This is a genomic window from Listeria innocua, from assembly GCF_028596125.1.
Taxonomy (GTDB): Bacteria; Bacillota; Bacilli; order Lactobacillales; family Listeriaceae; genus Listeria; species Listeria innocua.
Genome location: NZ_CP117229.1, coordinates 891,372 through 906,472 on the forward strand (window position 1 = coordinate 891,372; position 15,101 = coordinate 906,472).

At 36.0% G+C, this 15,101-nt stretch carries 13 protein-coding genes; 12 read left to right on the forward strand and 1 reads right to left on the reverse strand.

The annotated features are described in order from the left end of the window. The first annotated feature begins 52 nt into the window (after nucleotides 1-52). The 8 genes from PQQ29_RS04935 (at nucleotide 53) to PQQ29_RS04970 (ending at nucleotide 9,471) form a co-directional block, all read left to right on the forward strand. Nucleotides 53-1,951: a BglG family transcription antiterminator gene (locus tag PQQ29_RS04935; RefSeq protein WP_147732740.1), complete on the forward strand. Its 1,899-nt coding sequence runs from the start codon at nucleotides 53-55 to the stop codon at nucleotides 1,949-1,951. A 290-nt stretch (nucleotides 1,952-2,241) separates the two neighbouring features. Continuing rightward, nucleotides 2,242-3,813, forward strand: coding sequence for a Vga family ABC-F type ribosomal protection protein (locus PQQ29_RS04940; protein WP_010990679.1), 1,572 nt, complete (start codon nucleotides 2,242-2,244; stop codon nucleotides 3,811-3,813). A gap of 121 nt (nucleotides 3,814-3,934) precedes the next feature. After that, nucleotides 3,935-4,975 carry a permease gene (locus tag PQQ29_RS04945; protein ID WP_003771164.1) on the forward strand — a complete coding sequence of 347 codons (1,041 nt, stop codon included), beginning with the start codon at nucleotides 3,935-3,937 and terminating at the stop codon, nucleotides 4,973-4,975. A gap of 18 nt (nucleotides 4,976-4,993) precedes the next feature. Further along, the gene (locus PQQ29_RS04950) at nucleotides 4,994-5,833 is read left to right on the forward strand and encodes a TIGR03943 family putative permease subunit (protein WP_003771168.1); all 840 of its coding nucleotides are present in this window, start codon (nucleotides 4,994-4,996) and stop codon (nucleotides 5,831-5,833) included. 88 nt (nucleotides 5,834-5,921) lie between these two features. Beyond that, complete coding sequence (gene coaA / locus PQQ29_RS04955) at nucleotides 5,922-6,842, forward strand: type I pantothenate kinase (protein WP_003761370.1); 921 nt, start codon at nucleotides 5,922-5,924, stop codon at nucleotides 6,840-6,842. 115 nt (nucleotides 6,843-6,957) lie between these two features. After that, on the forward strand, nucleotides 6,958-7,680 hold the full coding sequence (locus tag PQQ29_RS04960; protein WP_010990681.1) for an ABC transporter ATP-binding protein: 723 nt from the start codon (nucleotides 6,958-6,960) through the stop codon (nucleotides 7,678-7,680). Beyond that, complete coding sequence (locus PQQ29_RS04965) at nucleotides 7,680-8,795, forward strand: ABC transporter permease (protein ID WP_003771171.1); 1,116 nt, start codon at nucleotides 7,680-7,682, stop codon at nucleotides 8,793-8,795. The genes PQQ29_RS04960 and PQQ29_RS04965 overlap by 1 nt, the downstream gene beginning before the upstream one ends. 19 nt (nucleotides 8,796-8,814) lie before the next feature. After that, the gene (locus tag PQQ29_RS04970) at nucleotides 8,815-9,471 is read left to right on the forward strand and encodes a TetR/AcrR family transcriptional regulator (RefSeq protein WP_072218793.1); all 657 of its coding nucleotides are present in this window, start codon (nucleotides 8,815-8,817) and stop codon (nucleotides 9,469-9,471) included. A 30-nt stretch (nucleotides 9,472-9,501) separates the two neighbouring features. On the opposite strand, the gene ltaS is transcribed toward PQQ29_RS04970, so the two are convergent. Beyond that, a complete protein-coding gene (gene ltaS, locus PQQ29_RS04975; RefSeq protein ID WP_003761379.1) occupies nucleotides 9,502-11,463 on the reverse strand; it encodes a lipoteichoic acid synthase LtaS in 1,962 nt (653 codons plus the stop codon). A gap of 257 nt (nucleotides 11,464-11,720) precedes the next feature. Between ltaS and PQQ29_RS04980 the strand changes: the two genes are divergently transcribed. The 4 genes from PQQ29_RS04980 to lplA1 all read left to right on the forward strand — a co-directional run bounded on the left by PQQ29_RS04980 (nucleotide 11,721) and on the right by lplA1 (nucleotide 14,991). Next, nucleotides 11,721-12,344, forward strand: coding sequence for a DNA-3-methyladenine glycosylase (locus tag PQQ29_RS04980; protein WP_003771177.1), 624 nt, complete (start codon nucleotides 11,721-11,723; stop codon nucleotides 12,342-12,344). A 107-nt stretch (nucleotides 12,345-12,451) separates the two neighbouring features. Next, nucleotides 12,452-13,120 (forward strand): class A sortase, encoded by a 669-nt coding sequence (locus PQQ29_RS04985; protein WP_010990684.1) that lies wholly within the window; start codon nucleotides 12,452-12,454, stop codon nucleotides 13,118-13,120. A gap of 119 nt (nucleotides 13,121-13,239) precedes the next feature. Then, a complete protein-coding gene (locus tag PQQ29_RS04990; protein ID WP_003761386.1) occupies nucleotides 13,240-13,971 on the forward strand; it encodes an MBL fold metallo-hydrolase in 732 nt (243 codons plus the stop codon). A gap of 24 nt (nucleotides 13,972-13,995) precedes the next feature. Beyond that, complete coding sequence (gene lplA1 / locus PQQ29_RS04995; protein ID WP_003771179.1) at nucleotides 13,996-14,991, forward strand: lipoate protein ligase LplA1; 996 nt, start codon at nucleotides 13,996-13,998, stop codon at nucleotides 14,989-14,991. Nucleotides 14,992-15,101: the final 110 nt, after the last annotated feature.

The following is a 15,101-nucleotide window of genomic DNA, read 5'->3' on the forward strand; positions in this document are numbered from 1 at the left end:
TGGTAGTTGATAGCTAAAACAACTGGCTTTCGATATATAGGGGGTAACAGGAATGGATACTCAAAAAGAAATACTAGCTTATTTGTATAAACAAGAAGACAAGTGGGTTACCTCAAATGAGTTAGCAGATTTTTGCGAGTGTACAACAAGAACCATTCGCAATAATATCTACAAAATAAATGAAGCAACGCCAAATTTAATTAATTCAACCAAACAAGGGTATCAAATTAACCGAGCGATTCACTTCGATTTTCAAGCAGAAAGCGACGTTTCAGAACGGAAATCCAAATTATTACTAGAATTAATTAAAAACTCCACCAAAGGCGTTGATTTATTTGATCTCGCAGATATTTTATTTATTTCAGAAGTCACTTTAAAAAAAGATATTCAACAATTAAAAAACGAACTAAAAGAAGCAAACGTACAGATTGTCATTGATAAAAATCAAATTAAACTTGTCGGAAAAGAGCGCGCCAAAAGAAAGTATATGATTTCTTTATTATATGAAGAAGGCGGCTACCGTGAAAGCATCAAAGGCCACATCCAAGAAATGCTAGAAATAGTTTCGATTGATAAACTCCAAAGTATCGTAAAAGAAGTTCTAGCAGAAGAAGCTATTACAACTAATCAATATTCGATGATGAATATTGTGTTGCATTACGCCATCAGTATCGTCCGCATCCAACAAGGCAATACGCTCATCGAAACGCAAAAAACGCTTATTAGAAAACACTCTAAAGAATATGAAATCTCAAAAAAAATAGCCGGAATCCTCTCAGAAGAATACCAAATACATTTTTCAGAAGCAGAAACAAAACAACTTGGCCTTCTGTATGTTGGGCTTCAAAACGAGCAAGCAGCCAATGCCAACCAAGCTGAATTAGAACAATTTGTCGATAAAAAAATCATTGAAGCACTTAAAATAGTACTCACCAACGTGGAAGAAATGTATCTCATTGATCTTCAAAACGAGCAGCTTTTTATTAAACTTGCCATCCATGTACAAAGCTTATATTACCGTTCGCGTTACAAAGCTTATACAAGAAATTTAAGTTTACTTGATATTAAAACCTCTTATCCAGTAACCTTTGACATCGCAGTTTACATTTCCTCTTTACTACAAGAAAAACTAGCAATTGACTTTAACGAAGACGAAATATCTTTTATCGCGCTACATATCGGTTCTTTTTTAGAAAGCGAAAATCGTGATTATATCAAACTAGAAATCGGTATTCTTGTTGACGACTACCATGATTTAAAAACCAATATGCTAAAAAAACTACGCACCTTATTTGAAAACGATGCAACAATAGAAGTCATTGAGAATGAGAGATGCGATGAACACTACGATATTATTTTAACGACAAACCGAGATACCGCTCTCGAAAAAGCAGGTTCGATTTTTATTCACCCATTACTCACAGCGAAAGACATTAAAAAAATTACAAGCAGAATCCATACCAAGAAAAAAATGCTTGAAAACAACCTACTTGGACAACAAATTGACCGCTATATCGTCCCGTCACTCTATTCTAATCAAATCGACCCCTCAGAACTCACCCCTCAAAAAATAAGAGAACAAATGGTGTCTAAAATGGAAAAGGCGGCTTTTGTAAAACCAGATTTTAAAGAAAAAGTTGAAAAAAGAGAACAAATGGCACCAACCAGTTTCCCGTCAGGCATTGCGATACCCCATTCAATCAAAAACGATGCCATTCGCAGTGGTGTTTCGATGATGACGCTCCAAGAACCGATTTATTGGAACGACGTCAAAGTAAAAATGATTGCCCTCGTCGCCATCAGCAAAAAAGACGCCAATGAATTTAACGATTTCTTTGAAAAATTTGTGGAAATTGTTTCTGAACCAATCAACGCCAAACGCTTATCGATGACAGAAAGTTTCACAGAGTTTATCCAAAAACTAAAAATGATGGTGGAAGAAAGTGAATAATTGGTCACAAATTAAGCCGTGTAATTTAAGCTGCACGGCTTTTTTAGCTTGAAGGATTTACTAAATTGAGCTATAATGTAAACATCAAACGAAAAGGAGTGTTATCTTAAGCCAATGAAATTCTAATCCTGTATTATATGAAAAAATGAAGAAAGCTATCCAATTCTTGGGTAGAAACTATTTTTTCGGACGGGATTCGTATGTTCATTTCGCATGATAACTCTAGCTATAGCCTTTTTTGGCGTAGTTTCGCGGATTCCTCTCTGAAAATATTCAGGAGGTTATTTTTTATGTCAATAATCGAAATAAACCAATTAAAAATAGAAATAGGGGACAGAACTTTAGTAGAAATCCCTCACCTGTTAGTAGATAAAAAAGCAAGAATCGGCATCATCGGTCAAAACGGCTTAGGAAAAACAACGCTCATGGAAGTAATCGCTGGCGTTAAAGAAGCCACATCAGGAAACATTACTTCATACGGAAAACTCGCTTATATCAAACAACTTCACACTGATAAAAGCACACAAAGCGGCGGGGAAAAAACAAGAAAAGCAATTCAACATGCTATGCGCCAAAATCCAAGCATACTTTTAGCAGACGAACCGACGAGCAACCTAGATGTCGAAAGCGTCAAACATTTAGAACGGCAGTGGAGCGATTTTCACGGTGCCCTAATGATTATTTCCCATGATCGCGCCTTTTTAGATGCACTTTGCACAGAAATATGGGAAATTAAAAATCAAGAAATCCACGTCTACAAAGGAAACTATCACGCTTATTTAGAACAAAAAAAACTACAAGAAAACCAAGCAGAACTTGCCTACAAAGAATTTAAAAACAAAAAGAAACAACTTCAAGCATCACAAAACTATCACGAAATTGAAGCAGGACGAATTGTAAAACCAGGGAAACGACTAAATAACAAAGAAGCAAGCGCCTTTAAAGCTGGAAAAGGCACACAACAAAAGAAACAACATAGTACAATTAAAGCGCTAGAAAAACGGATTGAACGGCTTGGCAATGTCGAAAAACCACGCACTACAAAGCCAATTAAAATCGTCACACCCGATAATCGACTAATAAAAAAAGGCAGTACGATATTAAGCGCAAAAGAAGCAACCTTCGAAATTGCAGGAAAAACACTGTTTGAAGCAAAAGCATTCTCGATTAAAGCAGGAGATAAAGTAGCGCTTATCGGTGAAAATGCTAGCGGTAAAACCACTTTTTTAAGAGAAATTATCCAAGAAAATCCAACTATTACTTGTAACAATCAAGCTAAAATCGCTTATTTTGATCAAGAATTAAAAGGGTTAGATTTAGCGAAGACGCTCATAGAAAACATCACAGATAGGAGCGTTCAAACACAACAAGTAAACAGAGATGTGCTTGGAAGTATGCATTTTAAAGAAAGTGATTTGCATAAAGAAGTCGGGATGCTTTCTGGTGGAGAACGAGTGAAATTACTTCTTAGTATGCTTCTTGTTAGTGATGCGAACTTCCTGATACTCGATGAACCGACCAACTATTTGGACATCTATGCAATGGAAGCTCTGGAAATGCTCATAAAACAATTTACCGGAACAGTGTTATTTGTTTCTCATGATAGAACGTTTGTAAATCAAGTTGCAGAAGAATTACTCGTGATTGAAAACAACCAAATGACTTTCCACAGAATGACCTTCTCAGAATACGAAGAAAGTAAAGCCCCAAGTCGTGTAACAGAAGAGGATAAATTGATTTTAGAAATGCGAATGTCAGAAATTGCTGCGAAACTTATGCAACCGAATTTAAAACCAGCAGAAAAGGCAATTCTCGAACAAGATTATCAAGAAATTATCACAAAAAGACAACAATTTAGTTAGATTGTTGTCTTTTTATTCGTGCAAAATAAAAAATATAGTCATTTATCTTTTACTTGATTTCTTCAAAAGATAGGCTTAGAATCAAATAGTTATTAAAAAGAGTAAAGAAAGAAGGAATCCTATGTTTAGTCACTTGCCGGATTCATTCCTACAAATGAATACCATTTTTATTTCTATTTTGATAGAGGCGCTGCCGTTTGTATTAATTGGCGTATTTATTGCTGGTTTTATTCAAATGTTCATTTCTGAAAAATTTATTGCTCGCGTTATTCCAAAAAATAAATTCCTAGCAGTCATTGTTGGCTCGCTAATTGGTGTATTTTTCCCATCCTGTGAATGTGGCATTGTGCCGATCGTTCGTAATCTACTTGCAAAAGGGGTACCGCTTCATGCTGGAATTGCCTTCATGCTCACAGCTCCAATTATTAACCCCGTTGTCTTATTTTCCACCTATGTTGCATTTGGAAGCACTTGGGAAGTTCCGCTTTTACGTGTTGCCGGGAGCCTTGTAGTAGCACTCGTTGTCGGGAATATTATCGCTTATTTTTATAAAGGAACTGGTTTGAAAGAACGGTTTTTAAAATATGAAGCTGCCAGTGAAAAAGTTGCTGTCCCAGCTGGAAACTTAGCCCTTGCAGGAGGTCCAAGTGGGGATGTAACAACAACGAAATTTCAAGTACTAACAACAGAAGGAGCTCAGGCTGAACCAGAGCACGACCATGCGCACCATCATCACAGTGAAGAGCACACACATGAAAAAATGTCTTTTAGTCAAAAAGTTTGGCATACCGTACAGCATGCAGTTGACGAATTCTTTTCTGTCGGCAAGTATCTAGTTTTTGGTGCTTTAATTGCCGCAGCGATGCAAACATATATTAAAACTTCGACACTTGTATCCATTGGACATGGCCCGATTTTATCTATTTTATTAATGATGGTTCTAGCATTTGTTTTATCATTATGTTCTGAAGCAGATGCATTTATTGGCGCTTCATTCCGTAGTGTATTTTCCACGCAATCAATCGTTGCATTTTTAGTGTTTGGCCCGATGCTCGATATTAAAAATTTAATGATGATGTTAGGAGCATTTAAAGCAAAATTTGTCTTATTAATTGTTACGAGTGTAACGATTGTCGTCTTTTTATACGCCTTGGTTATTTAACAGAAAGCAGGTGAACACATGTTTCGAGTTTTTATTTTATTTGGATTTGGCTTTTATTTGATGCAGCTACATATTTCTGGTGACATCAGTAAATATATTAATATGAAATACGCTTATTTATCTTTTTCAGCAATGATTGCCGCATTTTTACTTGCAATTATTCAGCTTATTATGGTTTTTCGTGATGAAGATATTGGCGCAAAAACAGAGCATATGGGGCATACCCATGACGGTGAAAATACTATTTTGAAAAAAATCATGGTTTACGGTTTACTTTCTTACGCATTAATTGCGGGATTTTTATTTCCAGTCGCAACACTTGATTCAACGATCGTTTCCGCGAAAGGCTTTCATTTTCCGAAAAATAATGCTGCGGGCGATGACCCTTATGCCCAAAACCAGTTTTTAAGACCTGATACAAGTGGTTATTTTGGAGAAACAGATTATGAAAAAATGATGGCGAAAGAAAAAGCCGAAATCATCGATCAAAATCCAATCAAAGTAACCGATAGCAACTATTTAATGACAATGGAAATTCTCTATAACTATCCTGGTGAGTTTACTGGTAAAGAAATCGAATTTACCGGTTTTGTCTATAACGATGAAGTGACAAAAGATAATAATTTATTCTTATTTCGATTTGGAATTATTCATTGTGTAGCGGACTCTGGCGTATTTGGCATGCTTGTCCAAATGCCCGAAAAGACCAATTTTAAAAACGACACCTGGCTTACAGTAAAAGGAACAATCACTCAAGAGTACTATTCACCTTTTAAAATGAATATCCCGTCTGTACAAGTAGATAGCTATAAAGAAGTAGCAAAACCAAAATCAGTTTATGTCTATCGTAAATATTAAATCGCTACTTGCGGATTTATGCGGCTTGAGTTATCCTTAAATAAAGCTGTTTACGTTTTCACGAATGAATAAAAGGATGGAACATTGAATGAATGATTACAACCACTACTTTCATTTCCCACGAGAAGAATGGCGCAAGCTGGAAGTGAGTAAGGACCAAATTTTAACTGCAGAGGAACTGGAAGAAATACGTGGTTTAAATGACCGAATTTCTTTACAAGACATCTCTGAAATCTATTTACCACTTATAAAACTAATTGCAATCCAATACCATGAAGCAATTTTTATTCATGGTGAAAAAATGGAATACTTAAAGAAAAAAGAATCACGTGCCCCTTTCATCATTGCCTTAGCAGGTAGTGTGGCAGTAGGGAAAAGTACAACCGCGCGTGTTTTTAAATTAATGCTAGATCGTTGGTTTTCTAAAACAAGGCAAGTCGAGCTTGTAACAACAGACGGATTTCTCTATCCTAATAAGGTTTTAGAAGAACGGGGTATCATGGATAAAAAAGGTTTCCCCGAAAGCTACGACCGCGACCGCTTTGCTAAGTTTCTAACCGACTTAAAAGCAAATAAAGAAGATGTTGAAGTACCACTTTATTCGCATTTCACCTACGATGTTTTAGACGAAACTCGCATGATGCATAATCCGGATATTGTTATTATTGAAGGGATTAATGTCCTTCAAGCTGACCAACATGAGAGCCTATATCCGAGTGATTTCTTTGATTTCTCCGTGTATATGGATGCTAATGAAGCAGATATTAAGAACTGGTATTTAGAACGTTTCTTCATGCTTCGCGAAACAGCTTTCCAAGACGAAAGCTCGTATTTCCACCCATATACGAAAATCAGTAAAAAAGAAGCAGAAACATTTGCGTTAGGTGTTTGGGATACAATCAATGGCGTCAATTTAAAAGAAAACATCGAGAAAACAAAGTACCGAGCGGATTTAGTTCTTCATAAAGGAACAGATCACCTTATTTCAGATATTTATTTACGAAAATAACCGAGTGCAGATAGAAGGAAACTTCTTGATGCGTTCGGTTTTTCCTTTACATTTAAAAAAATCCGAGTACAATGGAAAGTGAGTAATCACTCATTTTTAAAAAGGAGGGAAACTAATGGCAGAAATAGCAATTGATGTTTCGAATTTAGATGTAAAAATCGGCAAGAAACCAATTTTATCAGATATGTCTCTCGAAATAGAGAAGGGCGAAATATTCGGCTTAATCGGTCCGTCTGGCGCTGGTAAAACAACTCTTGTTAAAACAATCATCGGTATGGAAAAAGCAACAAGTGGCCAAACCAAAGTATTAGGAAATGTAATGCCGAACTTGCCGGTAATTAGCAAAATCGGTTATATGGCTCAATCAGATGCACTGTATACTGATTTAACAGCCAAAGAGAACCTAGATTTTTTTGCTTCACTTTATTCTATTAAGGGCGCTGCTAAAAAAGACCGAATCAACTATGCGACGAACCTGGTTAATTTACAAACCGATTTAACAAAAAAAGTGAATAATTTTTCAGGTGGAATGAAACGCAGGTTGTCTCTCGCTATTTCTGTCCTTGCAGATCCTGATGTTTTAATATTAGATGAGCCAACAGTCGGAATTGATCCAGAACTAAGAAAAACCATTTGGGAAGAACTGGACGATCTTAAAGCAAACGGCAAATGTATCCTTGTGACGACGCACGTGATGGATGAAGCCGAAAAATGCGATAGACTTGCAATGATAAGAAATGGAAAAATAATCGCCATAGGGACCCCACAAGAGCTCTCAAGTAAAACTTCATCTGGCAAACTAGAAGATGCCTTTTTAGAGTTTGGAGGGAAGGACTAATGCGAATTTTAGCTATCGTTAAACGGATCGTCAACCAATTCCGGCGTGATAAACGAACGCTTGCTTTAATGTTTCTTGCCCCACTTTTACTTATTACATTACTAACTTACTTATTTGAAGGCGATACAGTGAAACCAGTTGTCGGAGTGAACGGACTTTCGAGTTCCATGGTAAAAGAACTAAAAGAAAATGATTTAACAATTAAGACTTACCCAGACAACACGAACGCAACTGCGAAAATTAAAGACGCTGATCTTGACGCGTTTTTTCAACAAGATGGCGAGAAAATCAAAGTGACATACGAAAATAGTGAACCAAGCTTAAGTAAAGAAATCGGTTTAAAACTACAAAAAGCATTGATGGCCGAGCAACAAGTTCAAGTAAAGAAACAAGCCAAAACAACAGGAGAAGCACTTGCCAAAGCTGGAATTGATCCAAACTCGCTTCCCGCACTTACAAACAGCCCTGAAAAGCTAACCATTTCAACCGATTACGTTTATGGCGATAAAGATACTAGCTTTTTTGATACAATTAGCCCGATTTTCATTGGCTTTTTCGTATTTTTCTTCGTCTTTCTAATTGCCGGCATTTCCTTCTTAAGAGAACGAACAACAGGTACGCTTGAACGACTCATGGCAACCCCAATTAAACGTATCGAACTAGAACTAGGGTATTTGATAGGCTTTGGCATATTTGCCTTACTACAGTCTATCTTAGTCGCAGTTTTCTCCATCCAAGTGCTTGGTATGATGCAAAACGGATCCTTATTTTATGTTTTACTCATTACGCTAACACTCGGAATGGTGTCACTCGCACTAGGTATCTTACTTTCAACGTTTGCTAATAATGAATTTCAAATCGTGCAATTTATCCCCATTGTTATTGTGCCCCAAGTGTTATTCTGTGGGATTTTCCCGCTCGATGGCATGGCAGATTGGCTCGTATGGATTGCACATATTATGCCGCTATACTACGGAGCAAATGCACTAACATCCATTATGGTAAAAGGAGAAGGATTTGCCTCATTTGCAAATGATTTTTATATTTTGCTAGGATTTGTAATCATCTTTGTCGTACTAAATATTTTTGCATTAAAAAAATACCGGAAAGTTTAATTAGAAAGGAAGAAAAAAAGTGGATGCAGAAGGAGATATCTTGCGTCAAATGCTTGATTTGACGGAAAAAGAAACTAAAATGAGCGATAAACAACGCCGAATTGTAGCAGCTTCCATTGAACTGTTTGCGGAAAAAGGCTATGCTGGAACATCTACAAATGAAATAGCAAAAAAAGCGGGCGTAGCTGAAGGAACCATTTTCAGACATTATAAAACAAAAAAAGATTTATTGATGGCAATCACGATGCCAACATTGATTGGGGGAGTTATCCCATTTTTAGCTCAAAGCTTTGTTAAAGAAGTTTTTGAAAGTGAGTATCCAGATTTCCAGTCGTTTATTCGCGAAATTATTGTTAACCGTTTTGAATTTGCGAAAGAGAATGGTAAAGTCATCAAAATATACTTTATGGAATTATTTTATCATGATGAACTTAGAGAGCAGTTTTCTCAAATTTTTATGACGCATGTAAAAGGGCAGTTTGACCAAATGATTGATTTTTATAAGGCACGTGGAGAAATTGTCGATATGCCAAATAGTACGATTATGAGGGCGCTTATTACAAATATAGTCGGCTTTATGTTGACAAGGTTTGTTGTGATGCCAGATGCTAACTGGAACGACGCAAAAGAAATAGATGATACAGTTTCTTATATTATGAGAGGCTTAGGTAAATAAAAAAGAGTCCAGCATTAGCTGGACTCTTTTTTATTTAGTAGAAGAATCAGTTGATTTCTTCTTATTATAGTTGTATTTACTTGGATCTACTTTTTTGAAGCCATCAGGAGCATAGAATCGTAATAAATCTCCTTGTAACACAGAATCAGAAAGCTCTAATTCTTTGGATACCTTCTCTTTTGTTTCTTTCATTTCTTTTGTTTCTGTCGCAATTGGTTCACCAGTTTGTTGGTTATACATGTTACCACCAATCATAGAGTAAGTTGGTGTTATATAATCACCATTTCTAAATGGAACCAGTTGTTTATGATCTTTTGAAAGTAAGTCAGTACCAAATTGCAAGTATTCTTTGTTATCCACACCAAGTAAGTGAAGCAGGGTAGGTAGTAAGTCAACTTGACCACCATATTGTTCTTGAACTCCACCTTCAACACCTGGAACATGAATCATTAAAGGTACACGTTGCGCTTGGGCATTTTCGAAAGTGTTATAGTCTTTGCCAAGAATTTTTGTCATTGCTTCTTCGTGGTTATCGGAAATACCATAATGGTCACCATACATAATAATTACAGAGTTATCGTAAAGACCAGTTTTCTTCAAGTAATCAACAAAGCTCTTCACAGATTCGTCTAAATAACGAGCTGTTTGGAAGTACGTATCTACCGAAGAATCACCAGTTGTCGCTGGAGCAATCGAAGCATCCTTCTCATCAATTGGATAAGGGAAGTGATTGGTTAGCGTGATGAATTTCGTATAGAATGGTTGTTTCAAGGATGAAAGATATTTTTCAGATTCTTGGAAGAAAGGTTTATCTTTTAGCCCATAGTTAGAAACATCCGCGTCATTCATATCATAGTAACTAGCATCAAAGAAATTATCGTAACCAAATTGTTTATAAATTTCATCACGATTCCAGAAGCTCTTATAGTTACCGTGGAAGACAGCACTAGTATATCCTTGTTGACCTAAAATAGCTGATGCTGATTCATAAGTGTTTTGTCCTTTTGTAGTAAAGGCAGAACCTTGAGGCAAGCCATAAAGCGAGTTCTCAAGTAACATTTCGGAGTCAGCTGTTTTACCTTGACCTGTTTGGTGGAAGAAGTTCGTAAAGCTCAGTGTATTTTTATCTTTAAAGAAAGAGTTAATATACGGCGTTACTTCTTCTCCGTTAAGTTTATAATTCACTAAGAATTGTTGGAAACTTTCTAAATGAATATAAATAACGTTTTTGCCTTTTGCTTTACCGAAATATTCCGGATTTGGCGCGGCGTATTTTGATTTAGTGTAGTTAAGTACTTCCGTAACATCACTACTATCAGCAAGTGCACGCTGTGTAGATGACTCAGTACTTTTCACTGCATCATAGATTTGGTAGTTAGTCATACCAAGATATTTTACAATATAATTTCTATCAAAAGTTCTTGTTAAAAGTTGTGGACGATCGATTTCAGCAAGTCCTAAGTTAGCAAAGAACATCGCGATACCAAGCGTTAAAACACCAACAACTTTTCTCGCACGGATTCGAGCAGTTTTATCAGGTTTTACAAAGCGGAAAGCAAGTAGTGCAATTAAAATAATAATATCCGCGAAGTAAATAATATCGTGCCAGCTGAGTAACGCTGTGATACTACTACCCATGTCGCCCATGTTTTGCATTTGTTTTGCGTTTAGATTCGGAAGCGTAATGAAATCACTAAAGAATCGATAATAGACAATATTTGCGTAAAGAATAAAGCTCATTAAAAAGTCAATGACAACGATCCAGATAAATGAACGACGTCCTTTAGCAAAAAGTGCGAGACCTAAGAAGAAAACAGCCCCACTCAATGGATTTATGAACAGCAAAATTTGCTGCATAAGGTTCTCAATACCAAGTTTAAATTCAAGTTGATATGCAATATACGTTTTTAGCCAATAAAGAATGACGGCTAGAACAAAAAACCCATAATTTTTGCTTAAAAACGTTTGGATTTTTATTTTCCAATCCTTCATGAAACACCTCTCCTACACACTATTTACTCGTTTTAATTGTTGTTTTTGAAATGAAAAAAAGAAGCTGTTATATGTAAAAAAACAATTTCATACAGCACCCACTTTAACATAATTCTAACACAAGATTAATAAAAGGCAAGTTATAACACATACGTCTGAAGTAGGATTTATTAACAAATAGGCTTATTTAACTAGTCAAAAAAGAACCATTTTGGATAGAATTCTGCTAGAATAAAAAGTGAAATAGGAGGTATAAAATGAACGCTAAAATCACTCCAACTTTTTTTGAAAATAGAACCACTATTGAATTAGCTAGAGATATAATAGGGATGAGACTCGTGCATGAAATAGGTAATTATACTCTTTCTGGTTACATTGTTGAAACGGAAGCCTATCTCGGGGCAACAGATATGGCAGCCCATAGTTTTAAAAACTTACGAACCAAACGGACTGAAGTAATGTTCGGCACTCCAGGAACGATTTATACGTATCAAATGCACCAGCAAGTATTATTAAACTTTATTACGATGCGAGAAGGCATTCCGGAAGCTGTTTTAATTAGAGCATTAGAACCAACGAAAGAGTCCATCGAACAAATGGAACAAAATCGTTTTTTGAAAACTGGCTTTGAATTAACAAACGGCCCGGGTAAATTAACGCAAGCTTTAGGATTAAGTATGCAAGATTATGGGAAAACTCTTTTTGATAGCAATATTTGGTTAGAAAGGGCAAAAGTGCCACATATAATAGAAGCAACTAATCGAATTGGTGTTCCAAATAAAGGTATCGCGACCCATTATCCTCTAAGGTTCACAGCTAAAGGAAGCCCGTATATTTCAGCGCAACGTAAAAGACAAATTTCAGACTATATTTGGGAATAACTTTACAAATTTGTCACAGGTGCAAAAATACTTCAATAAGGCGGCTGATTTCCTTTGCTTCATCAGAGTAGCTACTATATAATAAAATAGTTACAAGGAGGAATAATATGTTAAAGAAAACAATCGCAATCGTTATTTTAATCATCGGTTTACTATTAATTTTTTCCCCATTCATTAAAAACGGCATTGTAAAATATATGAGTGGCCATGAAACAATCGATCAATACAATGCATCCGATTTAAAGAAAAACAATGACAAAGACGCTACATTTGATTTTGAAAGTGTACAACTTCCATCTATGACCTCTGTCATCAAAGGTGCAGCAGACTATGACAAAGATGCCGTTATTGGCTCGATAGCTGTTCCTTCTGTAGACGTTAACTTACTAGTATTTAAAGGAACCAACACTGCTAATTTACTTGCAGGAGCAACAACCATGCGTTCTGACCAAGTAATGGGTAAAGGCAACTATCCATTAGCGGGGCACCATATGCGTAATGAATCAATGCTATTTGGCCCAATTATGAAGGTAAAAGAAGGCGACAAGATTTACCTGACTGACCTCGTAAATTTATATGAATATACAGTTACTGAAACAAAAACAATTGATGAAACAGAAGTAAGCGTGATAGATAATACGAAAGACGCTAGAATCACATTAATCACATGTGACAAGCCAACGGAAACGACGAAACGATTTGTCGCAGTTGGCGAACTAGATAAAACAGAAAAACTAACAAAAGAACTAGAGAATAAATATTTCCCTAGTAAATAAGTAAAATTTTAAAAAGGCAGCGGATTTTCTAAGCTGTCTTTTTTTCTGGATAATTTCTCCTTTTATTATAAATGTTGTATCATATAAATGAGGTTTATTTTGAGAAAGGAAGTGCAGTAATGAAACTAACCGTTTTTGGACATTGGGGCGGATATCCGGTAGCGAACGAAGGCACATCGAGTTATTTGCTAGAAGAAGCTGGATTTAAGTTATTAATTGATGTGGGGGCAAGTGCCGTTTCCATCATGCAAAACTTCATTGATCCTGATGACATTGATGCCGCAATAATTTCTCATTACCATCCAGATCATGTAGCAGACGTAGGGATTTTGCAGCACATTCGTTTGTTGTCGCAAAAAAAGGAAAAACCACCTGTCTTACCTATTTACGGGCATAAAGAAGATGAACGTGGCTATTCTTATTTAGAAATGGCGAATGTAACAAAAGCAGTGGAGTATAAAGCAGATGACACACTTGAAATCGGACCGTTTAAAGTAACCTTCTTAAAAACAGTTCATCCAGTACCTTGTTATGCCATGCGAATTGAAGCAGCTGGAAAAATCTTTGTATACACCGCGGATAGCGCTTATCAAGATAGTTTTATTCCTTTTGCAGAAAACGCAGATTTACTCGTAACAGATACGAACTTTTTCCATGATTTAGCTGGGAAAACAAAAGTTCATATGGCAAGTACCGAAGTTGCAAAAATTGCTAAAGAAGCAAATGTGAAATCGTTACTCCTTAGCCATTTGCCAGAAGTTGGTGATTTAGAAGTATTGAAACAAGAAGCAGCAGCTATTTACACCGGAGAAATTGCACTCGCATCAAAAGGATTTACGAAAACATTTTAATATAGAAGAAAAGGGGTTAGGGGTATGTATTTTATAGATAATAATAATGAAAAAGATCCGCGGATTAATTTAGCAGTTGAGGAATTTATTTTAACCGAATTGAAGTTAGATGAACCGGTTTTACTTTTCTACATTAATAAGCCATCGATAATTATTGGTCGGAATCAAAATACGGTAGAAGAAATCGATACAGAATATGTCGAGAAAAATGACGTAATTGTGGTGCGTAGACTTTCAGGTGGTGGCGCTGTTTATCATGATGAAGGTAACTTGAATTTTAGTTTTATTACAGATGACGACGGTGAATCGTTCCATAATTTTGCGAAGTTTACACAACCGATTGTGGAAGCTCTTAAACGTTTAGGCGTAAATGCGGAATTAAAAGGACGTAATGATTTATTAATCGATGGTTTTAAAGTATCAGGAAATGCGCAATTTGCAACGAAGGGGAAAATGTTCTCGCACGGTACTTTAATGTATGATTTGAACTTAGATAATGTCGCTGCATCACTAAAACCACGTAAAGATAAAATTGAATCAAAAGGAATTAAGTCCGTTCGTAGTCGTGTAGCGAATATTTCTGATTTTATGGATCAAGAAATGACTACCGAAGAATTCCGCGATTTATTATTGCTTTACATTTTTAACGTGGATAAAGTAGAAGATGTGAAAGAATACAAATTAACCGCTGCAGATTGGGAAAAAATCCATGAAATTTCTGCTAAGCGTTATGGCAATTGGGACTGGAACTACGGAAAATCTCCAAAATTCGATTTAACACGGACAAAACGTTTTCCAGTTGGAGCAGTCGATGTTCGCTTAAACGTACAAAAAGGAGTTATCACAGAAATTAAGATTTTCGGTGACTTCTTTGGGGTAAAAAATGTGGCGGATATTGAGGAGAAATTAGTCAACACAACTTATAAACGTGAAGCATTGGCCGAAGCTTTAGCAGATATAGAAGTAAAAGAATACTTTGGTAACATTACAAAAGATGAATTTTTAGATTTACTTTATTAAAAAAAGAAAGCACGCATTCCGCGTGCTTTCTTTACGATTATAAAAAACAGATACACTCTAAGAATTGAATAGAGGATATCTGTTTTTTTACTTATAAGCAAGGATTTAAG